The following is a 22,020-nucleotide window of genomic DNA, read 5'->3' as shown; positions in this document are numbered from 1 at the left end:
ACTGGCCATCGGCGCTTAACTAAACTCGCTAAAGCTGATTTAAAGCGATCACAATCAGCGTCAACCGAGGCCCCAGAGTTGTAAGCGCTTTATGTTTGAGGATCGCTGACAGGTGACACTGTATATGTAAACAGTTGAAGGTTAAACTGGGGCAGTTCACACCAACCGGCACGTCCATGCAGTCGCAACTCGATCCCAGATTCTATTACTTGTCCAACTTTCATCAGGCACTGACGTGGCTGCAACAGCGCTATGGCGATCTGCTGGATGCCTCGGAAACTCGGTTTATTGAGCAATTCCTAGCCACAGACACTGCCTCTCAGGCGTTGCTGGTGCGCATGATTATGCGTAAAGGCCGGCATTTTCGCCTGAGTAAGCTGAGCTATGAAGAGATCACCTGCAGTCATGCGGCCGCGCAGCCCCTGTTGGCGGCGGGCTGGATCGAACCTGACGCAGCGCTTAGTCTCGATGAGTTATTCAAGCTGTTACGCAAAGATGAAATTGTCCAGCACTTGGCGCAGTCCGGCACCGCACCCATTGCGCTGAAAAAATCCATGGGCAAAACCCAGCTACTCGAACGGCTTGCCGATGAACACGCTGAGCCCCGTAACTTTGCAACGTGGTGCCCGACCAGTGATGAACAGATCCTGTCCCTGACCATCGATAACCTGTCTGAACGCTTGCGCCTGATGTTCTTTGGCAACCTGCGCCAGGATTGGTCAGAATTCGTCCTCGCCGAACTTGGCATCTTCCGCTATGAACAAGTCGAACTTTCAGTCGACTCACGGGCCTTTCGCAGCCGTGCAGATGTTGATTGCTACCTGCAATTACAGGCGGGCCGTGTGCAATTCGAGGCGGGCGAAGCCATTGACCCCATTTTGCAACAGATCAGCGGGTTAACTTGCGACAGCCGCTTTCTCGCGGCACGGCGCAATAAGCTGTTGTTCCGTATGGGTCAGCAACTCGAGCGTGAAGCACAGCTGGAAAGCGCATTGGCGTTCTACACAGACTGCCGTTATGTCGGTGCTCGCTTGCGCCAAATCAGGGTGATGGAGCGACTCGGGCTGCACCAACGCGCCTATGAACTCACCCTTGAAGCCATGCAGTCCCCGGAAAACGATGCTGAAGCACAAGCGGTAGCGCGGGCCTTTACCCGGCTTTGCCGGCAGTTGGGTCAGCCGCTGCCTGCTAAAACCAAGCCGACCAGCCCAGATCGAATTGATTTGCTGCTGGCTAAGCCTGAGTTCGAGCGGGTCGAATTCGCAGTGGTGCAGCACCTTACGCAGCCTGATGCGCCGGTGCACTATGTTGAAAACAGCCTGATCTGCAGCTTGTTCGGGCTGCTCTGCTGGCAGGCTATTTTCGCCCCGGTGCCAGGCGCATTCTTCCACCCGTTTCATACCGGCCCGGTTGATTTGCTCAGCCGTGACTTCTACCCGCAGCGCGAGGCTTTGTTTGCCCATAGCCTGGCGCATCTGGAATCCGAGGCTTATAAAGAGTTGATCCGGCAAAACTACGCCGATAAATTTGGTATTCAGTCGCCGTTTGTATTTTGGGCTGCTCTGGACCCGAACTTGTTGGAGTACGCGCTGGAATGCCTGCCTGCTGCGCATCTGCTGGCGTGGTTTAAACGCTTGCTGCTGGACATCAAGGCCAACCGTACAGGTATGCCTGATCTGATTCAGTTCTGGCCCGCCGAAAAGCGCTATCGAATGATCGAAGTCAAAGGCCCGGGGGATCGCTTGCAGGACAACCAACGACGTTGGCTGGCATTTTGCGCCGAGCACGGTATGCCGGTAGATGTCTGCTATGTGCAATGGGCTGACGCTTGAAATATCAGGTCGCGGTACGCGCATTGTGCGAGTTCACGGCCAAGGTCGGCGATCTCGATTTGCGTTTCACCCCTTCTCCCACCGCACAAGAAGGCATGACCGGCCACGCCATTGTGGTGGCACGACGCGGTCCGGGCTATTACCCGGAACTGGCGCTGAGCGGCGAATACCAAGGCTTGCTGGTACGCGGCCGGGCCGATGGCTATGACCCGGATCAAAACCTGCTGGAAGAAATCAAAACCCACCGCGGGGATATCAGTCGTATTCCCGAGAATCACCGCTTGCTGCATTGGGCACAGGCAAAGGTCTATGGCTGGCTACTCTGCGCTGAGCGTGATTTACCTGAGATCAATCTGGCGGTGGTCTACTTCAACGTGCTGACGCAGCATGAGACAGCGTTTCACCTGACCGTCAGCGCCGATGAGCTACAGGCCTTCTTCGAACTGCAATGCAGCCGCTATATCCACTGGGCCGAGTACGAACGCCTGCACCGCCAGCGCCGCGATGAATCGTTACAACGCCTGAAGTTCCCCCACGCCGAATTTCGCAGCGGCCAACGCCAACTGGCCAATACCGTGTACCGAGCGGCCCGTGATGGTCACTGCCTGATGGCCCAGGCCACCACCGGTATCGGTAAAACCTTGGGCACCTTGTTTCCGCAGCTCAAAGCCTTCCCTGCACAAAGGCTCGATCGCTTATTCTTCGTGACGGCCAAAACGCCGGGCAGACGCTTGGCGCTGGATGCGCTGCACACCTTGCGCAGCCAGGAAGAAGCCATGCCGTTGCGAGTGCTTGAGCATGTAGCGCGGGACAAGGCCTGTGCGCACCCCGACAAAGCCTGCCACGGCGACTCATGCCCGCTGGCCAAAGGCTTTTATGACCGTCTGCCACAGGCACGTCAAGCCGCTCTCGACGGCCAATGGCTTAATCATGACAACGTGCGCACGGTGGCCTTGTCGCACCAGGTATGCCCCTATTACCTGAGTCAGGAGCTGTGCCGGTGGGCGGATGTTGTGGTCTGCGACTACAACTACTATTTCGACATGGGCGGCCTGCTCTATGGGCTGACAGTGCTCAACGAATGGCGCATTACCCTGCTGGTTGATGAAGCCCACAACCTGATTGAACGGGCACGCGGCATGTACACCGCAGAGCTCAACCAGCAGCGCTTTGAAGCGCTGCGCATGATCGCGCCCAAGGTGATGAAAGCCCCGCTTGATCGCATTAGCCGACACTGGCGTCAGCTGGAGCGTGAGCAGGAAGTTGCGTATCAGGTTTACCCAACCGCGCCTGATCTGTTTGTGATGGCGTTGCAAAAAGCTGTCACTACCCTGACCGATCACCTCAGTGAACAACCCGCAGGCAATGCCACCGAGCTGCTGCATTTTTATCTGGATGCCATGTTGTTCTGCAGGCTTGCCGAGGCTTTTGGCCCTCATTCGTTGTTTGATATCAGCCGTGAGGATAGCTCCGGCAAATCGGTTTCGACCCTGTGTATTCGCAACATCGTGCCCGCTCCGTTCCTTGCCCCGCGATTTGAAGATGCGCACAGCTGCACCTTGTTTTCAGCCACGCTGAGCCCGGCTAACTACTATGCCGACCTGTTGGGACTGCCAGAACAAACCCCATGGATTGATGTTGATTCACCTTTCAGCGCAGCACAATTACAGGTCCAAGCGATCAGTAACCTGTCCACCCGTTACGCCCATCGCGACTACTCCTTGGCCCCCATTGCGGCACTTATCGCCCGCCAATACGCCGACAAACCCGGTAACTACCTGGCCTTTTTCAGCAGTTACAGCTACCTGCAAGCGGCTATTGACGAGCTGCGCCAAGCCCATCCCGATATCCCGGTCTGGCAGCAGTCCCGGCAAATGGATGAAACCGCTCGCCAAGGCTTTCTTGACCGTTTTACGGCGCACAGTCGCGGCATTGGTTTTGCGGTCTTGGGTGGTGCATTCGGCGAGGGTATCGACCTCCCTGGCGACCGCTTGATAGGCGCTTTTATCGCCACATTGGGCTTGCCGCAGATCAACCCCGTCAATGAGCAGGTCAAACAGCGTATGGAAGCGATGTTTGGCAGCAACAACGGCTATGGCTACACCTACCTGTATCCGGGCTTGCAGAAGGTGGTTCAGGCGGCGGGCCGGGTTATTCGTACCGTACAGGATCAGGGCGTGGTCTATCTGATTGATGATCGCTTCAATCAACCGGTTATACGCAAGCTTTTACCGACGTGGTGGAAGGTTGATCGTTGTCGCTTGCCACTGAGCCCTGCATAGCGCTGCCCGGCCTGACGAACCGCTATGTCCAATAATATGATGATTTCCGGCGCTTTCACCTTAAAGCCTGCTGCGTGCTAATCGACCAGCTCAATTTGCAAAACAGCTTCGAGGTCCTGTCCACCATAAAAAACGCCCAGGATAGTGACTTGCTTACCATTTGTTAAAAGTATGCCCATGAGTTCTCAAGTAAATGTTTGATTACATTGCAAGCAGTCCGAGGTAATGGCTGACGCCTTCCGAGTTGGTGGAAGGCTGATCGCTGTACTGATTATTCCCGCTGCTATGCGCTGCCGTATGGTTCAAGCCGGCAAGAAAGATATTCCAGTAAGGCCTGCACCTTGGGTAAGCGCTCACGACTTTTCAACCAAACCAGATTCATCGGCAAGCTATCCGTAGCCAGTTGCGGCAGCACTTCAACCAATGTGCCCGCATCCAAGTGGCATTGGGTCAACCAGGTCGGAAGTTGTGCAATACCAAGGCCTGCAAGCGCGGCCATCACCTCGCCTTCGCCGTCGCCAACAGCAATATGCGCACTCATCACCCGTCGTTCCATGTCGCCCGGCTGACGGCCTTTTAGATACCAGGGGCCAACGGCGCCATCGCTCTGCCCGTACCCGACGCATTGGTGATGATCAAGATCCGCGGCAGACAGCGGTGTGCCGTGAGCACTCAAATACTCAGGTGATGCGCAGAAAATAAGCCGTTGTGCGCCAAAAAACCGATGCCCCACATTAGCTGCCCAGGCATCTGGGCCCCCAATGCGAATGACGATATCAATGCCTTCCTGCGCCGGATCAACAAAGTGATCGGAGAAGGACACATGGGGGTGCAAGCGTGGATGCTGTTTAGCGAATTCGAGGATCAGAGGCAACACATGCAAACGCCCAAATGATGCCGGTAAATCAATACGCACCCTGCCCTGCGGCTCCGACTGTTCGGAGGTCAGCGCCAATTCGACCTCTTCAAGATCAGACAACACGGCTGTACAGGTGCGGTAGAAAGTTTCACCGGCTTCAGACAGTGACAAACGCCGCGTGGTGCGCTGAAACAGGCGCACGCCCAGGCGTCCCTCAAGTCGCGCGATACTTTTACTCACTGCAGAACTGCTCAGGTTCAGGCGTTCAGCGGCTGCGGTGAAGCTGCCAAGATCCGCCACGCTAACGAATACGTCGATGCCTTTGAGCCTTTCAGATGAAAACATTCACTCACCAATTCATGAATTGAATTCAGAACACTCGGTCATTAATGCCTGAAATATACGCTCAATTCTCCAATAAGCTATATCAACTCAGATGCAACCCGCATCCAGGCCTTGCTCGCCAGTCACTGCCCAGTGCCTTAGCTTGCGGCTCTTTCCTGTGCATCCCCGCGTTTTGGAGTTAATTCATGCAGTCTTCAGCAGCGGCAGATGCCGTGCAAATACAGGCAGGTCAATCGGGCAGCCATGTGCAGATCCTGCTCATGGCGATCGCCGGTTTTATTATTGTCACCACCGAGTTTGTCATTGTCGGCTTGCTGCCCGCCTTGGCTCGGGACTTGAACATATCCATCACCCTGGCGGGCCAGTTGGTAACCCTGTTCGCCTTCACGGTGATGCTGTTCGGGCCGGTACTTACGGCAAAGCTGGCCCCTATCGAACGCAAAAAACTGTTTACAGTCATTCTCCTGGTATTCGCCGCATCCAACGTCCTTGCCGCTGTCTCCAGCAATATTTGGGTGCTGGCCCTGGCGCGGTTCATTCCCGCTCTGGCATTACCCGTATTTTGGGGGACCGCCAGTGAAACAGCTGGCCAACTGGCAGGCCCGGGTAAAGCAGGCAAGGCCGTTGCCAATGTTTACTTGGGTATTTCAGCCGCTCTGGTGTTCGGTGTGCCGTTGGGCACGGTGGCAGCCGATACAGTTGGCTGGCGCGGCAGTTTCTGGATTCTCGCCGGCGTCTCTTTGTGTATTGCGTTACTGATGCAGCTGTTGATGCCGAAGTTGCCAGCATCGGCAGACAAGCACCCGACCGATAAACAAACCCGGATTCTGCGCAACCCGCGCTTCCTGCTTCACGTACTGCTGTCGGTTATCACCTTCACCGCCATGTTCACCGCCTACACCTATCTTGCAGACATACTGCAACGCTTGGCGGGCGTACCGGCCAGTCAGGTTGGGTGGTGGCTGATGGGCTTTGGCGCTGTGGGCATGATCGGTAACTACTTGGGCGGTAGCATGGTCGACCGTACGCCGCTAGGGGCAATGGTGCTGTTTCTGGTGATATTGGCTGCGGGCATGCTCCTCGCCATACCCTTTGCCACAGAGTTTTGGGTGCTGATAGTTGCGCTGACAGCCTGGGGCATTGCCTACACCGCATTGTTTCCAGTCTGTCAGGTACGCGTGATGCAAGCAGGCGCTAATGCTCAGGCGTTGGCCGCGACCCTGAATGTATCAGCGGCCAATGCCGGTATCGGCTTTGGCGCTCTTATAGGCGGGTTGGGCATCAGCCAGTTTGGCCTGCATTCACTCGGCGTTATCGCAACCTTGATCGCAGCGCTGGCCGTTGTCCTGGCGCTGCTGATGAAGCGCCTAAGCCTCACCACTCAGCTGTAACCGAGCACGGTGGATCACTTATGCCCAGTACGCTGGGTTCTCCACCACTGCGCGGTTATTGGCAAAGGCCAAGGGGATTTCTTCCTTGAGAAACTCGACCCAAGTACGCACTTTGGCATCGAGAAAGCGCCGCGACGGATACAGTGCATACACCCCGCGCTCATGCAGCTGGTGTTCGACCAGAACGCGGACCAACTTGCCCTGCTGAAAAGCCTTGGCAGCAACGAGGTCGGGCAACAGGCAAATGCCTAATCCCGCTGCGGCTGTTTGCGCCATCGCTTCAGCCACATTGACCTGAAAGGTTTCGCCAAGGCTAATGGCCCGCTCGACGCCCTTGTCATTAAAGGTCCAACTGTCACCGAAAACCGGGTCAATCAGGCGCAAGCAATGATGCGACGCAAGGTCATCCAAGGTCCTCGGCGCTCCATGCTCAGCAAGGTAGGAAGGCGCCGCACAGACCACGCTGAAATTGGTGCCTAGCAATTGGCCCACCAACTCAGAGTCAGGCAGCGCACGGGCCATGGTAAACACTACATCCTGGCCATCATCAATCAGGTCGGGATGATGCTGGGAAAGGGTCATGTCGATGTTCACTTCAGGGAACAACTGGCAATAGCGCGCGGCAAGCGGCGCCAGCAGCTGAGTCCCCAACCCGGTGATCGAATGCACTTTAAGTCGCCCGCGAGGCATCAAATGGGCGCCGCTGGCTTCAGCTTTTGCTTCCTCCATTTCATTGAGGATTTGCCGGCAGCGCTCCAGATAGCGACTGCCCACTTCAGTCAAACGCAAGCGCCGTGTAGTCCGCTGCAGCAAGCGCGCCTGTAAGTGCGTTTCAAGCTCTGAAACCAGACGCGATACCTGGGCGGTAGAGAGATCGAGTAGCTGCGCTGCGGCGGTAAAACTGCCGGAATCCACAACCCGGGCAAAGACACGCATTGCTTGAAAAACATCCATCACTATTACCTTTCACGTAATTGTTCTTTACCTATTTCGCTTATTTTTACATGAAACATTGAGAAATATACTAGAGCATTTGCCCGTTCGGGCCTTAGCTGCTCACGCTTGCTGCCCCATGTTTTGTCTTCTTGAGGTTATTAATGACACCAGATCAACGATTTGCCCGCTCGGTTCAAATCGCTATTGCCGCCCTTGCCTGTTGCTTTATCTATTTTCTAAGCGCTGATCTGAGTATGCCGCTGACGCCGCAGGCGCAGCTGACCCGCTCGGTGTTAAAGATCGCCCCGCGCGTTTCGGGCCAAGTGAGTGAGCTGGCAGTCACCAATAATCAGCATGTGCAGCCAGGGCAATTACTGTTTCGCCTGGATCCACAGCCTTTTGAAATTGAAGTGCAACAAGCCAAGCTGGCCGTTGAGCAAGCCGGGCAAGACAACATTGAATTGGATGCGCAACTTAAAGCGGCACAAGCGGAGGTGAACGCGGCTAAGGCTAACTTGACCGATCTGGCTGCCCAGAGTGAGCGCATGCACAGCCTGATTGGTCGTCAGCTGGTCTCACGTCAGGCCTATGACACACTCGAAGCCCAGCGCCTTGCTGCTTTGGCGTCGGTCAGTGCAGCTCAAGCTAAAACCGCTGAATTACGGGCACGTCGTGGCACTAACGACACTGACAATTTGCGTGTCCGCCAAGCCCGTAATGCCCTGAGGCGGGCGCGTTTAAACCTCGAATACACACAGGTGCGGGCCCAGCGCAGCGGCGTAATTAGCAATTTGCAACTAACCCCAGGCACCTACGTCGGCGCAGGTACGCCAGTGGCCGCGATGGTTGAGGACAGCGTGGACATAATCGCTGATTTTCGCGAGAAGGCGCTGCGCTATGTCAACGAGAAAACCCCGGCTGTCGTGGTGTTTGATGCACGCCCTGGCGAACTGTTTGCGGCCAAAGTCAGCCATTTCGATGCGGGTGTACGCGAAGGCCAGATTGAAGCCAATGGTCAACTGGCCGCGCCTGTGCAATCGGAACGCTGGGTCAGGGATGCACAGCGCCAACGCCTGCATCTACAACTTGATAATACCCTGCCCTTTACCCTGCCCACCGGTGCCAAGGCCACTGTGCAACTGATTCCGCTGGACAACGCGTTCGTAGCCGCCGTCGCCGGGTTGCAAATCCGTTTAATCAGCCTGCTGCATTATGTCTATTAACGCAGCGCCTACTCACTCAGGATCACCTAACCCAGCAGCTGTTCAGGCAAGCAGGGATGGGCATCGCCCCTTGAGCGGCAACGATCTGCGTCAGTGCCTGCGCATCGCCACGGGCGGCACTCTGGCGCTGCTGATCTGCAAACTGCTCAATTTGGAGTACGGCTCATTCTTCTGCGTGTACCCGATGCTGTTACTCGGGTTGGTGCCCAGCTTGAATGCCCACCTGGTTCGCCAGTTTTTCGCCCAGGGCATGGTCGTCAGCCTTGAGGTGGCCGTGCTCTACGGCCTGTTCGGCGGGCGGCCGCTGATTATCATACCGCTGGTGTTTGTACTGTTTTTCTATCGATTTGCCATGATGGCCAAAGGACCACTGTTTTTGTTTGGTGCACTGGGCGCGGTGTTTCTTTCGATTCAACTTAATTTCGCCAGTTATCCGCAGACCGATGTTATCGACATGTTCTGGTACAACAGCTGGGCAATACTCCAAGCCGCAGCAATTGCCGGGTTGATGTTCTATCTGTTCCCCGACACAGAACCCAGAGCGCCACGCCAGCCCGTTAACAAGGACCTTCCGAGTCGGCGCCATGAAGCACTGCTGGGTGCTACGGTCGCGACCTTGTCATTTATCGTGTTTCAGAGCCTCAACTTGCACGACTCCTTGTCTGCCCAGGTCGCCAGTATTCTGGTGTTATTTCCCATGCACTGGAAAGGCACGCGCTTTGCCGGTCGGGTGCGGGCAATTGGCACCTTGCTGGGCTGCGCGATCGCGTTGCTGATGATGCTGTTGCTCTATAACCACTACGATGTTCTGCCGCTGGTGTTAATGCTGGTATGGATTGCGGCCATGTTCTGCGCGCGCTGGCATATGTTTGAGAATGGGGTACCCGGCGTTGGCTTTGGCGCACTCACCACACTGGCTATTTTGTTTGGGCAATCGCTTACACCCGACCATGACATCATGTACGCCACACTGTACCGCCTAAGTTCAGTGTGTATTGCCGTGCTCCTGACACTGCTGACGGTATTTGTGGTGCACCGCCTGCTCAACCGCTTCGCAGCGACGCGACACATCAGTCACTAGGCCGTCGCACGCAGGGGCCATGTCGCCGTTGCCAGCCGCGAATTATTGGCAAAAAAATGCCGCTCTAATTTGAGCGGCAAACAAGACGTCGACAAAGGAGCGGGAGTATTACCCATCAACGCCGGGGGGAAAGGCGTGCTCAGCTGTCTTCAGATGCGTGAGACTGCTGCTTGCTGGTTGGCTGCGATTGCTTGGCCAATGCCTCGCGCTGAGCAGCGTCAGCGGCTTGCTCTTGGACTCGTTCATTTCGCGCAACAAAACTTACAGATTCTTCTGCTTGGCTAAACTGCGAAAAAAGCAGGATAAATGCACACAATGTGCTGCCAAATATCAGGTACGGCTTCATTTTACGATCCTCACGTTTGGGTTCAGATGAACATGCGCCCAGTGTAATAACGAGGTCTTAAAAGAAAAATCAGCCGTTCAGCAAATTACTATTACCCAAAATGCAACAATTAGTCGATGGGCCAAGCTCAGCCTGGGTTCCACTGCGCAGCTTCACCCTTTACCCACTTTGTTCCGTTGCCTTCAGCGCCCACAGACACATTTAGTAACCTCAGCTGTTACAACGTTTCAGTATATGTGACGTTATAGTATTACATCCCGTACAAGGATGAGATGTGATGCGACGTAAAATTGCTTCAATGGCTGGGTTAACACTGGGGTTGCTTAGCGATGCCAGCTTCGCCGAAGAAGGCCTGCAACTTGAGGCCATGACCATAACCTCAGAATTCGATTATGAATCGGCAACCGGTCCAGTCGATGGCTATAAGGCAACCCGCACTGCCAGTGCCACTAAAACCGATAGCGCGATCCGGGATATTCCCCAGTCCATCAGCGTGATCCCCATTAGCGTGCTGCAAGACTTGAACAGTACAGATGTGGAGCGGGCGCTGGATTTTGCCGGTGGTGTTTCCAAGCAGAACGATTTTGGCGGCCTCACCCTGTTTGAATACAGCATTCGCGGCTTTGCCACCTCGGAATTCTACAAGGACGGCTTTAGCGCCAACCGTGGCTACCCCGCTACACCTGACGCCGCCAATATTGAGCGTATTGAGGTGCTTAAAGGCCCGGCGGCCAGTTTGTACGGGCGTGGTGACCCAGGTGGCACGGTCAATATTGTCAGCAAAAAACCGCAGGACAATGCATTTACCACGCTCCAGGCGAGCGCCGGGAGCTGGGATCAATACCGCACGACCCTGGACGTCAACACACCGCTTGATCCGCAAAGCCAAGTCCTATCGCGGGTCAATATTGCGCTTGAGGACAACAACAGCTTTCGCGACCACGTCGGCAGCAAGCGCGTGTTCGTGGCACCTTCATTCAGCTGGCAGATCGATCCTGACACATCGCTTTTAGTCGAAACTGAGTTTGTTCGGCACAGTTCAACCTTTGACCGCGGCATTGTTGTGCCCACCACTGACGACAGTGGCCTGTCGCGTCGAACTTTTCTCGGTGAGCCAAATGATGGCGACATCGACAATGACAACAACATGATTCAGGCAGCGCTTGAGCATCAGCTTGATCAGAGCTGGTCGTTGCGGCTGGCCAGTCACTACAAACAAGGTGAACTGTCCGGGTTTGCCAGCGAAGCGCGGCCACTCAATGCCGATGGTCACAGCGTCAATCGGCGCTACCGTGAGCGCGACAACAGTTGGCATGACAGCATCACCCAACTCGAGTTGCGCGGTTTGTTTGATATTGGCAGTTGGCAACACGAACTGTTGATCGGCACTGAGTATGAAAACTACCGCAAGGATGAGCGGGTTACCACGATCTCGGGTGCACCCTACCCCATTGATATTTACCAACCTGTATACGGTCAGCCGAAACCTGACGGCGCACGCCTGGGTTCTGACTTTCATGAACAGGTAAAAAGTCAGGCATTGAACCTGCAGGACCAAATTGTGTTCAGTGAAAAGTTACGGGGCCTGATCGGCGCACGCTTTGAACATGTTGACCAACAGATCGATGACTACACAACCAACGCAACCAGCCAGCAGCGTCACGACGAAGTCACCTACAGAAGCGGCCTGCTCTATCAGTTGACGCCTGCAGTGGGTGTCTTTGCCAACGCCTCCACCTCGTTTAAACCCAATGGCGGTTTGGATGCGAGCGGCAAAGGCTTCGATCCAGAACAAGGTATTGGCTACGAAGTAGGTTTTAAAACCGAGTTGTTCGATGAGCGTTTAAGCGCAACCATTGCCGCATTTTATATCGAAAAAGAAAACGTACTGGCGCTGGATCCCTCGACTGACACCAGCCGTGCAATAGGTGAAGCACGAAGCCAAGGGATGGATCTGCAGTTTGCCGGCCAATTGAGCGACGCCGTACGCGTGATTGGCGCGTTCGCCTATATCGATGCCGAGGTCACTAAAGGCGATAGCACCATTCCAACGGGCAGCCGCTTGCTGGGCGTTGCAAAGCGCAGCGGCAGTGTCTTGGGTGTGTATGAGTTTCAGGACGGCGCCTTACGCGGCTCAGATATTGGTGCGGCCTACAGTTACGTCGGCGATCGTTCTGGCGAAGCCGGTAGCGACTTTGAGCTTGGCGCTTATCAAACCGTCGATTTGCTGGCCCATTACAAGGCCAGTGAAACGCTCACAGTCGGCCTTAACCTCAACAATATCTTTGATGAAAATTATTACGAGCGCTCCTACAGCAGCTACTGGGTAAGCCCCGGTGCGCCACGTAATGTCAGCCTCAGCCTGTCACTCAACCTCTAATCGATTAAGGATTTCTCATGTATCGCAAGCTTGCGGCCCTGTCACTCTCTCTGCTGGGTTTAATCTTCGCCAGCGAGGCCATTGCCCACGGTTTATGGACAGAACAACGCCGTGGAAATATCGAGGTAATCTATGGCCATGGCGCTGAAGATAATGCCTTCAAGGCCAACAAAATCAGCGGCGCTTGGGCCTACAGCGTAAACGGCAAGATGATCCCGGTAACCGTTGAACGGCTCAGCGACCATGCTCGCCTACAACCGCTCAGCCCACCAGCGGTGATGGCCGTGGCACTGGACAATGGCATGTGGTCACAAACTGCCGATAAACAATGGATCAATCAGGGCCGCTCGAAAGTTCCAGGGGCGATTGCCTCCACCCAAACATTCAAGTACAGCCTGGCGATCTACCACGAGGGGGCAAAACTGCCAAAACTGGAGCGCTTGAAGCTGGTGATCGTCCCGCAGGTTGACCCCCTGACTGTTGGTCCGGGCAACGCATTGCCGGTGGTGGTCAAACTCAATGGCAAGCCGTTGGCCGGGATCAAATTGATTGGCGATTATCGCAGTGCGCCCGATGTGGTCAGCGCTGAAACTGACGCCCAAGGTCGCGCGCAGGTCATGGTCAGAAATGCAGGATTGAATGTAATTACTGCACAGACCGTGGTGCCCGTTGCTAACAATCCAGACATCACCGAGCAGGGATTTTTCACCTCGCTGACCTTCGTCGGCGAAGCCCATCACGAATAGATTTTCAGGCGCTGGCGTCTGAATCAGGCGCCAGACCAGAAGCTAAAACTGGCTGTAAAAAGCTCGGATTGCGGTCGATTCAGAGGTAATGGCTGACTTCAATCAAGTTGAAGTCCGGGTCGCGAAAATACACTGACTCGATTGCCCCAGTTGCCCCAGTGCGCTTCACCGGGCCTTCGGTGACTCTCACGCCCTGCTCTGCCAAATGCATCAGTACCTTGTCGCTGGGCCAATTTGTGATCAGGCACAGGTCAATGGCCCCTGGCGTTGGCCGTTTGGCCTTGGGCTCGAACTCTCTGCCCTGCTCATGCAGGTTAAATTTCTGCTGGCCGAAGACTAACGCGCTGCGGCCTTCGCCAAAGGTTTCATGACGCATACCTAAGACACGGGTATAGAAATCGACGGTTTGATCGATATCGGCGACGGTTAAGACCAGATGATCCAGACGTTCAATCACAATTAATCCCTGTCTAGCAGGTGGAACCTTGGTAAAGAGAAATGCCAGCGAATCGCTGCAAGCCGGGTTGCCAATACCGTGAGCATCGCCACTCCCGTGTCCAGCCAAGGCGGTGTGGCCAAAGCCCTGAGGGCGATAAACATCAATGCGCCGGCAATGCAGGCAGTCGCGTAGATCTCTTTTTTGAAAATCAAGGGTATCTCGTTGCAGATAATATCGCGCATGACGCCACCTGCAACGCCGGTGATAACCCCCATGATCACTGCCGTACTGAGCTGAAGGTCATGCTGCAGCGCGACTTCAGTGCCATACACCGTAAAAACGGCCAAACCGAATGCATCGGCAATCAGCAGACCTTTTTCATGAATAGGCTGGGTTAGCCGAACCCAAACGACAGTACCGACCGCCGCAATCGACGCCACCAGAATATAGGTGTCATCGCGAATCCAGCTCACCGGATGATTGCCGAGGATGACGTCACGCAGCGTGCCGCCACCCAAGGCCGTGATGATGGCGATCACCAATACACCGAACAGGTCCATCGACTTACGCCCCGCCATGAGCGCTCCGGTGATAGCGAACACGGCCACACCAAAGAGGTCGGCCGCATAAAACAACTGCGCCATGGTCATCGCATCAATTACTCGGAGACGGGGGTGCGCATGGTCACAAACTCTTCAGCCGCCGTTGGATGAACGCCAATGGTGTCGTCAAAGATGGCTTTGGTAGCGCCTGCTTTGAGCGCGACAGCCAGCCCCTGAATGATTTCACCGGCATCCGGCCCGACCATGTGACAGCCCAGAACACGATCCGAATCGGCATCAACCACCAGCTTCATCAAGGTACGCTCGGTCGACTCGCCCAGCGATAGCTTCATGGGTTTGAAGCGGCTTTCGTAGATCTTGACCTTGTGTTTCTTGTCACGCGCTTGCTCTTCGGTCAAGCCAACGGTGCCGATATTCGGCAAGCTGAAAACCGCTGTCGGTATCATGTCGTAGTCGACACTGCGGTATTCATCAGGCTTGAACAGCTGGCGGGCCACGGCCATCCCTTCAGCCAAAGCCACGGGAGTGAGTTGAACACGGCCGATCACATCGCCAATCGCAAATACAGACTCGGCGCTGGTCTTGTAATGCTCATCGACATCAATATGACCGCGCTTATCGAGCTTAACCGAGGTATTTTCAAGGCCTAGGTTATCCAGCATCGGGTGACGCCCAGTGGCGTAGAACACACAATCGGTTGCCAGGGTGCGACCATCTTTCAATGTAGCCAGGAGGCTGCCATCGCTCTGCTTTTCAATTTGGCTGATGTCAGCATTGAATTGCAGGTCGATACCGCTCTTTGTCAGCTCTTCTTGCAGATGCTTGCGCACTGAACCATCGAAACCACGCAGGAACAAATCGCCGCGATACAACTGAGTCGTTTGCGCACCCATGCCATTGAAGATAGACGCAAACTCAACAGCGATATAACCCCCTCCGACAACAATGACGCGCTTCGGCAACTGCTCCAGAAAAAAGACTTCGTTGGAGCCGATGGCGTGCTCATGCCCGGGGATATCGGGAATGCTGGGCCACCCACCGGTGGCAATCAGGATGTTTTTTGCGCTGTAGCACTTACCGTCTAACTCAACGTGATGATCGTCGATCATGCGCGCATGCCCTTCAAGCAGGGTTACACCGCTGTTTTGCAGCAGATTGCGGTAAACACCGTTGAGGCGATTAATCTCGGTATTTTTGTTGCTGATCAGAGTTGGCCAGTCAAATGAGGGCGCGCCGACACTCCAACCAAAGCCTTTGGCTTGTTCAAATTCATCGGCAAGGTGGGCACCATAGACCAACAACTTCTTGGGCACGCAACCCACATTGACGCAGGTCCCCCCCAGGTATCGGCTCTCGGCAACCGCTACTTTGGCGCCGTAGCCCGCTGAAAATCGAGCGGCTCGGACTCCGCCAGAACCTGCACCGATTACGAAGAGATCGAAGTCGAAAGTCATGATTATCCTCCTGATAAAGCCGCAATCATAACCCAGATGCCACCCAAACCGCCTTAAGCACCTATCCTAATGATATGGAGGTTCCTATGCAGCCAAGCCTTACTCATATCGCCATGCATGTGCCTGATCTGGACGCATGCATTGCGTTCTATCGAGATTTTTGCGCCATGCGGGTCATTCACCAGCGAGCAGGCAAAGGTTCGCGCATCGTCTGGATGGCTGAACCCGGAAAGGAACACAGTTTTATTCTGGTGTTGATGCCTGGCGGCCAGAAGCGCCAGTTGGGGACGAACGATTATTCGCACTTTGGCTTTGCAGTCGAAAGCCGTGAGCAAGTCGATGCCCTGGCGAATAAGGCGCGCGACGCGGATTGCCTGATTTGGGAGCCCCGCGATGAACCTTATCCAGTGGGCTATTACTGCGGCGTTGTCGACCCAGGCGGTAATTATATTGAGTTCAGCTACGGTCAGCCGTTAGGGCCGGGCTCAGAATCAATGCCAATCCCTCAAGCGGGATAATCACAGCTAAGGAATGCCGATATCGAGGATGTCTACCGGGGCTTGCTGGAAAACCGTCGCGTTGTCGCACCCTGCGAGAAGGCGGACAACGCAAATGCACAGGCGCTCGCGAGGAGCCAGGTAATTACAATTACTTGGACTTACCAGCCTTGTACAGGTTTTCAAAGCAGAAGTTGGTGGCTTCAATATAACCTTCAGCGCCACCGCAATCGAAGCGCTGACCTTTGAATTTATACGCCAGCACGCAACCGTTTTGTGCCTGTTTCATCAAGGCGTCGGTGATCTGGATCTCACCGCCCTTGCCCGGCTCGGTTTGTTCGATCAGGTCGAAAATATCCGGCGTCAGAATGTAACGACCAATAATAGCCATGTTGGTCGGTGCATCTTCTTTTTTCGGCTTTTCTACCATGCTGTTCACACGGTAGATGTCGTCGCGGATCATTTCACCGTCAATAACACCGTATTTGTGAACTTCGTCTGCGGGCACTTCCTGAATCGCCACGATCGAGCAGCGGAACTGGTTGTACAGCTTGACCATCTGTGCCAAAACGCCGTCGCCTTCAAGATTGAGGCACAAGTCATCGGCCAGCACCACGGCAAAGGGCTCATCGCCAATCAGGGGTCGGCCACTGAGGATGGCGTGGCCAAGACCTTTCATCTCAACCTGACGGGTGTAGGAAAAGGTGCACTCGTCAATCAGGCGACGAATGCCAACCAGGTATTTCTCTTTGTCGGTATCGCGAATCTGGTGCTCAAGCTCGTAGCTGATGTCGAAGTGGTCTTCAAGCGAACGCTTACCGCGTCCTGTCACCATAGCAATTTCTGACAAGCCAGCATCAAGCGCCTCTTCGACGCCGTACTGGATCAGCGGCTTGTTCACGATTGGCAACATTTCCTTTGGCATCGCTTTGGTGGCCGGGAGAAAACGTGTGCCGTAACCGGCTGCAGGGAACAAGCATTTCTTAATCATGGGACTCCATATATGGAAATTGAAAGCACCTTAGTCTATCAGGCCGCACTAACCATACAACTGCCTTGCTGCGGTCTGCCAATGCCTCGGTATAAAAAACCAAGTTCGACAAGTTGCTTTGCATCGTAAATATTGCGCCCGTCAAATAGCACCGGCATGCGCATCGAACTGCGAATGCGTGCGAAGTCTGGCTGCCGGAATTGCTTCCACTCAGTCACCAAGACCAGCGCATCAGCACCTTGGGCTGCATTATAGGGTGAGTCGGTTAGACTTAGCTGACCCCGTTGCAGTTCCATTGAATAGCGCTTTGCCACTGCTGCGGTTGCGACTGGATCACAGGCTTGGACTGTAGCGCCGGCGGCCAGCAATGCATCAATCAGCACCAGGCTGGGTGCCTCGCGCAGGTCATCGGTGCCAGGTTTGAAGGACAATCCCCAGATCGCCACGACCCGGCCTTGCATATAGCCCGAAAAATGCTCGCGCACTGCCTGAAACAGCAAGGTTTTCTGAAGCGCATTACGGGCTTCGACTGCACGCAAGATACCAGGCTCGATACCTTCCTGTTCAGCAGTGCGGATCAGGGCGCGAACATCTTTGGGGAAACAAGATCCGCCGTAACCGCACCCTGCATAAATAAAGTGGGTACCAATACGCTTGTCGCTGCCAATTCCGCGGCGCACCTCTTCAATATCCACGCCTAAGCGCGCACAGAGCCCGGCCATTTCATTGATAAACGAGATTTTCGTGGCCAGGAATGCATTGGCAGCATATTTGCTGAACTCCGCAGCTCGCACCCCCATGCTCAGTATTCGTTCATGATTACGAATAAAGGGGGCATATAAGCGTCGCAGGGTCTGGGTGTCTTGAGCATCATCACAGCCGATGATCACCCGATCCGGACGCATAAAGTCCTCGAGAGCCGAGCCCTCTTTAAGAAACTCGGGGTTACTGGCGACATTGACCTGAAATTTCTTATTGCGCGCAGCAAGCTGGCGATTGATACGTTGGGCCACCCGCTCAGCTGTCCCTACAGGCACCGTAGACTTATCGACAACCAAACACCGTGTTTGAATATGATTCCCAAGCTCGTCGGCAACATTGAGGACATGGGTCAGATCGGCGGAACCGTCTTCGCCACTCGGGGTGCCGACGGCGATAAAGATCACGTCAGCCAAGCGTATACCTTCTGCAAAGTTTTGCGTAAAGCTCAACTGGCCATTGCCTAGGTGAGCGGCAATCATTTGCTCAAGACCGGGCTCGAAAATCGGCACACGCCCTGCTTTAAGTTGATTGAAACGCTCTGCATCACGCTCAATACAGATAACTTGATTGCCCATCTCAGCAAAGCACGCTGCTGAAACCAAGCCCACATACCCAGCGCCTATCACGCAAATTCGCATCGTCCAATCTCCCTATAGCAATACGACGATTTGAGCGAACTTGAATGGCAAGCCTGTGACTAAAACATGGCGAAGCGATGACAGTGAGCGAATGCGTAAACGTCTGTATCGTCAAATGCTGGTCATCGGGTTAAACGCTTGGTATTGCTGGCACTGCTTAGAATGCTGATTTGGTCATCTCCAGCGGCATAAATGCCAGTCGCACAATGCAATCTCAGACTAATGGCGTAGTAATGGCAAAAAGTTCCATTTTTATTGTTATTTTTGCCAAATTTTTCACGAAACTTTCACAGATAAGTCGTATTATCGGAACAGCTGAAGGATCAGCCCCATCAGCAAAAAGCCCGCTTCGGCGGGCTTTTTGCTAACTAACTGTTTGAATCAACTGCTGTAAAGCCAGACCAGCAACCCCGCACACAGCGGTAGAAACACTGCGGTCAGCGCACCGAGCAAACTCATCGACAACGCAGCGAACGCTCCGCATTCCTCGCCCTCCTCCAGCGCTCTTGCGGTGCCAATTGCGTGCGCATTCATACCGTAAGTCATGCCCCGGGCAGCTGGATGGTCGACCCCAATCCAGCGCAACATAGGCGGGCCAATGGCCGTGCCAATCACACCGGTAAGCATGACAAATACCGCAGATAACGCCGCTATGCCGCCAATTTGATCGGCAGCCAACATGGCAATCGGCATGGTCACTGACTTAGTCGCCAAGGTCAGCAGTATGGGCAAGTCCGCGCCGAGCAGGTGAGCAATGGTCAGGGTCAACAGCAGGGTAAAGACCCCGCCAAAAGCAATCGTCAGAATAATTGGCCAGAACAGCAACTGAATGCGCTTGAGATTACGGTACAGGGGCACAGCCAAGGCAACCGTGGCTGGGCCAAGCAACAATGCGATGGGGGCTGCACCTTGACGGTAGGTGCTGTAGTCGATCCCTAGCAGCAACAAGGTCGACACCACAATCAGCATGGAGACTAACACCGGCTGAAGCACCAACCAGCCACTGCGACGGTACAGCGCCAGTGCCAACTGAAAGGCAATCAGCGTCAGGCAGATCGAGAATAATGGATGCTGCTGCACCACCAACCAGGTGCTTTTAGCCGATTCGACGGTCATGAGCGATCATCCGAACGCCGCTCGATCCTGCGCGCCAAGGTTTGCATCAACCAGCCACACAGGGGAACGGTGACAATCAGTGACAGCACGAGTGCGCCGGCGATTGGTATCAGGTTTTCAAGCAACTCGTGGCTACTGGTAATAATGCCGGTTGCAGGCACGACCAACAGCAGCGGTAAATACTGCAGCAAGGTATTAGCGGCTGTATTAAGTGAGTCATCGACCTTGCCACGAATCAACAGAAAGACCAGCAACAGCAGCAAACCAATAATGGCCCCCGGCAGCGCTGGCAGTAATGCATGATTAATAGCCACGCCGACTATCTGGAACAGAACCAACCAGGTCAGACCTCGCAATAACACAGCACTCTCCTTAATCAACGATATCCGCTGCGTAGACGCCAGCAAGCGCGTCAGCCAAACGCCCACTATGACCTAGCGCTGCATCACTCGCCAGACTCAAAAGGTGTAAAAAACAACGGATCAGTTTTTCTCACTAGCTACGATCTGTACCGTTACTTGCGGAAGATCAACTGCAGGCTATGAAAACCGTGCTAGGCAGCGATAATCGCGTAATCGAAAACTCATCTGATCTGTATTTTATTTAAAAAACTGAGCCTGTTCTCAGTACAGAATTGTCCCGATCATGGCCCTCGCCTGAAATACAGCCCGTGAGGTGCTAGCCATGACTGATCGCATTCCTGTCACCGTAATCGACACACTTGCCCCTTCTGCCCCTCTGCGGCTTACGCCTGCTCAGGCCGGCGGGGTTATCCATACCCGCAGCTTTACCGGGCTTTACCGCAATTTACGCCTCTATGGCGCCGGGCTTTTGTGCTTGATCTACTTCGGCACGGCCTGGCTTAACTGGGGCGACCGCCAAGCAGTGTTATGGGACCTTTCTGGGCGAAAATTCTACATTTTTGGCGCCACCTTTTGGCCGCAGGATTTTGTTCTGCTTTCGGCAATTCTAATTATTGCCGCGTTCGGCCTGTTTTTTATCACAGTGTTTGCAGGCCGTGTCTGGTGTGGATATACCTGCCCGCAAAGCGTTTTCACCTGGATATTCATGCGCATCGAAAAGCTTACTGAGGGTGAGCGCACTCAACGCCTGAAACTGGATGCTGCGCCCTGGAGCCTGAATAAACTGCTACGACGCAGCGCCAAGCACACACTCTGGTTAGCGGTGGGATTGGCGACAGCACTGGCCTTCGTAGGTTACTTCACCCCGATCCGGCAACTGATTGTCGACACGGCAAGGTTGAATATCGATGGTTCTACCGCGTTCTGGTTGTTTTTCTTTACCACGGCCACCTATGTAAATGCCGGCTGGCTGCGTGAAAAAGTCTGCCTGGACATGTGCCCCTACTCGCGGTTCCAAAGCGTCATGTTCGATGACAACACACTGGTGGTTTCCTATGACAGTGCCCGGGGCGATAACCGTGGCCCACGACGCAAAGACAGTGACCATCAAGCACAAGGCCTGGGTGACTGCATCGACTGCACAATCTGCGTACAGGTCTGCCCAACCGGCATCGATATTCGTGACGGCTTGCAGCTCAATTGCCTAAGTTGTGGTGCCTGTATCGACGCTTGCGATACCGTGATGGATAAGATGGGCTATGCGCGTGGCCTGGTGCGCTACACCTCTGAGCGCGCGTTGAATGGCGGCAAAACCCGCTTGTTCCGTCCGCGCCTGGTGGCCTATGCAGCCGTGTTGCTGGCGATGCTTGCATGCTTCGTATGGGCACTTCAGATCCGTCCATTGATTTCCCTTGATGTCACCAAGGACAGGGCCATGTTTCGTGAGAATAGCGAAGGGCAGATCGAAAATATCTACAGCCTGAAAATCATCAACAAAACCCAGCACCCTCAACGCTATACGCTGACACTGAAACATAACCCGGCATTTTCCTTGCAAGGGGAGCAAGAGGTGAGCCTAGCCGCCGGGGAGATCATTAACCTGCCCGTCAGTGTTGTGCTGCTTCAACCCGACAAGGTCACCAGTGCCGAGCGATTAACCTTTATGGTCAGTAATGTTGATGCCACAGAGCAGCAGGTCGGTGCCGACAGCACCTTTATTTCACCTGCCAGTCGCTGAATATTCCCATGCACAGCGCGCTACCCGTAAAGTGTGACA

Annotated in this window: 19 protein-coding genes; 9 read left to right on the top strand and 10 right to left on the bottom strand. The window is 54.6% G+C overall.

The genetic code is table 11. The features are described from left to right. The first annotated feature begins 176 nt into the window (after positions 1–176). Complete coding sequence (locus AACY09_RS13200; protein ID WP_339488599.1) at positions 177–1,832, top strand: VRR-NUC domain-containing protein; 1,656 nt, start codon at positions 177–179, stop codon at positions 1,830–1,832. After that, positions 1,829–4,114 (top strand): ATP-dependent DNA helicase, encoded by a 2,286-nt coding sequence (locus AACY09_RS13195; protein ID WP_339488598.1) that lies wholly within the window; start codon positions 1,829–1,831, stop codon positions 4,112–4,114. Before AACY09_RS13200 ends, AACY09_RS13195 begins: the two co-directional genes overlap by 4 nt. A 283-nt stretch (positions 4,115–4,397) precedes the next feature. Here AACY09_RS13195 and AACY09_RS13190 read toward each other — a convergent pair whose 3' ends face one another. After that, positions 4,398–5,318, bottom strand: coding sequence for a LysR family transcriptional regulator (locus tag AACY09_RS13190; protein WP_339488597.1), 921 nt, complete (start codon positions 5,316–5,318; stop codon positions 4,398–4,400). Between the two features lie 185 nt (positions 5,319–5,503). On the opposite strand from AACY09_RS13190, the gene AACY09_RS13185 reads away from it, so the two are divergent. After that, positions 5,504–6,709: an MFS transporter gene (locus AACY09_RS13185; protein ID WP_339488596.1), complete on the top strand. Its 1,206-nt coding sequence runs from the start codon at positions 5,504–5,506 to the stop codon at positions 6,707–6,709. Between the two features lie 18 nt (positions 6,710–6,727). On the opposite strand, the gene AACY09_RS13180 is transcribed toward AACY09_RS13185, so the two are convergent. Next, positions 6,728–7,663 (bottom strand): LysR family transcriptional regulator, encoded by a 936-nt coding sequence (locus tag AACY09_RS13180; RefSeq protein ID WP_339488594.1) that lies wholly within the window; start codon positions 7,661–7,663, stop codon positions 6,728–6,730. 143 nt (positions 7,664–7,806) lie between these two features. Between AACY09_RS13180 and AACY09_RS13175 the strand changes: the two genes are divergently transcribed. Together AACY09_RS13175 and AACY09_RS13170 are read left to right on the top strand one after the other, a co-directional pair. Further along, the gene (locus tag AACY09_RS13175; RefSeq protein WP_339488592.1) at positions 7,807–8,868 is read left to right on the top strand and encodes an HlyD family secretion protein; all 1,062 of its coding nucleotides are present in this window, start codon (positions 7,807–7,809) and stop codon (positions 8,866–8,868) included. A gap of 70 nt (positions 8,869–8,938) precedes the next feature. After that, positions 8,939–9,949, top strand: a complete 1,011-nt coding sequence (locus AACY09_RS13170) for a DUF2955 domain-containing protein (protein ID WP_339488591.1) — start codon at positions 8,939–8,941, stop codon at positions 9,947–9,949. A gap of 139 nt (positions 9,950–10,088) precedes the next feature. On the opposite strand, the gene AACY09_RS13165 is transcribed toward AACY09_RS13170, so the two are convergent. Further along, complete coding sequence (locus AACY09_RS13165) at positions 10,089–10,295, bottom strand: hypothetical protein (protein WP_339488589.1); 207 nt, start codon at positions 10,293–10,295, stop codon at positions 10,089–10,091. Between the two features lie 277 nt (positions 10,296–10,572). On the opposite strand from AACY09_RS13165, the gene AACY09_RS13160 reads away from it, so the two are divergent. Further along, on the top strand, positions 10,573–12,675 hold the full coding sequence (locus tag AACY09_RS13160) for a TonB-dependent siderophore receptor (protein ID WP_445323841.1): 2,103 nt from the start codon (positions 10,573–10,575) through the stop codon (positions 12,673–12,675). A gap of 17 nt (positions 12,676–12,692) precedes the next feature. After that, complete coding sequence (locus AACY09_RS13155) at positions 12,693–13,421, top strand: DUF4198 domain-containing protein (RefSeq protein ID WP_339488585.1); 729 nt, start codon at positions 12,693–12,695, stop codon at positions 13,419–13,421. Positions 13,422–13,500: 79 nt separating this feature from the next. On the opposite strand, the gene AACY09_RS13150 is transcribed toward AACY09_RS13155, so the two are convergent. The 3 genes from AACY09_RS13150 to gorA are packed head-to-tail and all read right to left on the bottom strand — an operon-like array spanning position 13,501 to position 15,877. Continuing rightward, a complete protein-coding gene (locus tag AACY09_RS13150; protein WP_339488583.1) occupies positions 13,501–13,878 on the bottom strand; it encodes a VOC family protein in 378 nt (125 codons plus the stop codon). A 2-nt stretch (positions 13,879–13,880) separates the two neighbouring features. Beyond that, on the bottom strand, positions 13,881–14,504 hold the full coding sequence (locus tag AACY09_RS13145; protein ID WP_339488581.1) for a trimeric intracellular cation channel family protein: 624 nt from the start codon (positions 14,502–14,504) through the stop codon (positions 13,881–13,883). Between the two features lie 14 nt (positions 14,505–14,518). Then, the gene (gene gorA / locus AACY09_RS13140) at positions 14,519–15,877 is read right to left on the bottom strand and encodes a glutathione-disulfide reductase (protein ID WP_339488578.1); all 1,359 of its coding nucleotides are present in this window, start codon (positions 15,875–15,877) and stop codon (positions 14,519–14,521) included. Between the two features lie 86 nt (positions 15,878–15,963). Between gorA and AACY09_RS13135 the strand changes: the two genes are divergently transcribed. Further along, complete coding sequence (locus AACY09_RS13135) at positions 15,964–16,395, top strand: VOC family protein (protein WP_339488575.1); 432 nt, start codon at positions 15,964–15,966, stop codon at positions 16,393–16,395. A gap of 130 nt (positions 16,396–16,525) precedes the next feature. Here the strand turns inward: AACY09_RS13135 and galU are convergent, their stop codons facing one another. The 4 genes from galU to AACY09_RS13115 all read right to left on the bottom strand — a co-directional run bounded on the left by galU (position 16,526) and on the right by AACY09_RS13115 (position 20,243). Further along, positions 16,526–17,365, bottom strand: a complete 840-nt coding sequence (gene galU, locus AACY09_RS13130) for a UTP--glucose-1-phosphate uridylyltransferase GalU (RefSeq protein WP_339488573.1) — start codon at positions 17,363–17,365, stop codon at positions 16,526–16,528. A gap of 38 nt (positions 17,366–17,403) precedes the next feature. Further along, complete coding sequence (locus AACY09_RS13125; RefSeq protein WP_339488571.1) at positions 17,404–18,765, bottom strand: UDP-glucose dehydrogenase family protein; 1,362 nt, start codon at positions 18,763–18,765, stop codon at positions 17,404–17,406. 381 nt (positions 18,766–19,146) lie between these two features. After that, on the bottom strand, positions 19,147–19,881 hold the full coding sequence (locus AACY09_RS13120) for an LrgB family protein (protein WP_339488570.1): 735 nt from the start codon (positions 19,879–19,881) through the stop codon (positions 19,147–19,149). Next, positions 19,878–20,243, bottom strand: a complete 366-nt coding sequence (locus AACY09_RS13115) for a CidA/LrgA family protein (protein WP_339488569.1) — start codon at positions 20,241–20,243, stop codon at positions 19,878–19,880. Before AACY09_RS13115 ends, AACY09_RS13120 begins: the two co-directional genes overlap by 4 nt. 322 nt (positions 20,244–20,565) lie before the next feature. On the opposite strand from AACY09_RS13115, the gene ccoG reads away from it, so the two are divergent. Continuing rightward, complete coding sequence (gene ccoG, locus AACY09_RS13110; protein WP_339488568.1) at positions 20,566–21,981, top strand: cytochrome c oxidase accessory protein CcoG; 1,416 nt, start codon at positions 20,566–20,568, stop codon at positions 21,979–21,981. Positions 21,982–22,020 lie beyond the last annotated feature (39 nt).

It is taken from the genome of Pseudomonas sp. EL_65y_Pfl2_R95, from assembly GCF_963971045.1.
Classification (GTDB): Bacteria; Pseudomonadota; Gammaproteobacteria; order Pseudomonadales; family Pseudomonadaceae; genus Aquipseudomonas.
This window is presented reverse-complemented; position numbering and strand designations above follow the sequence as displayed.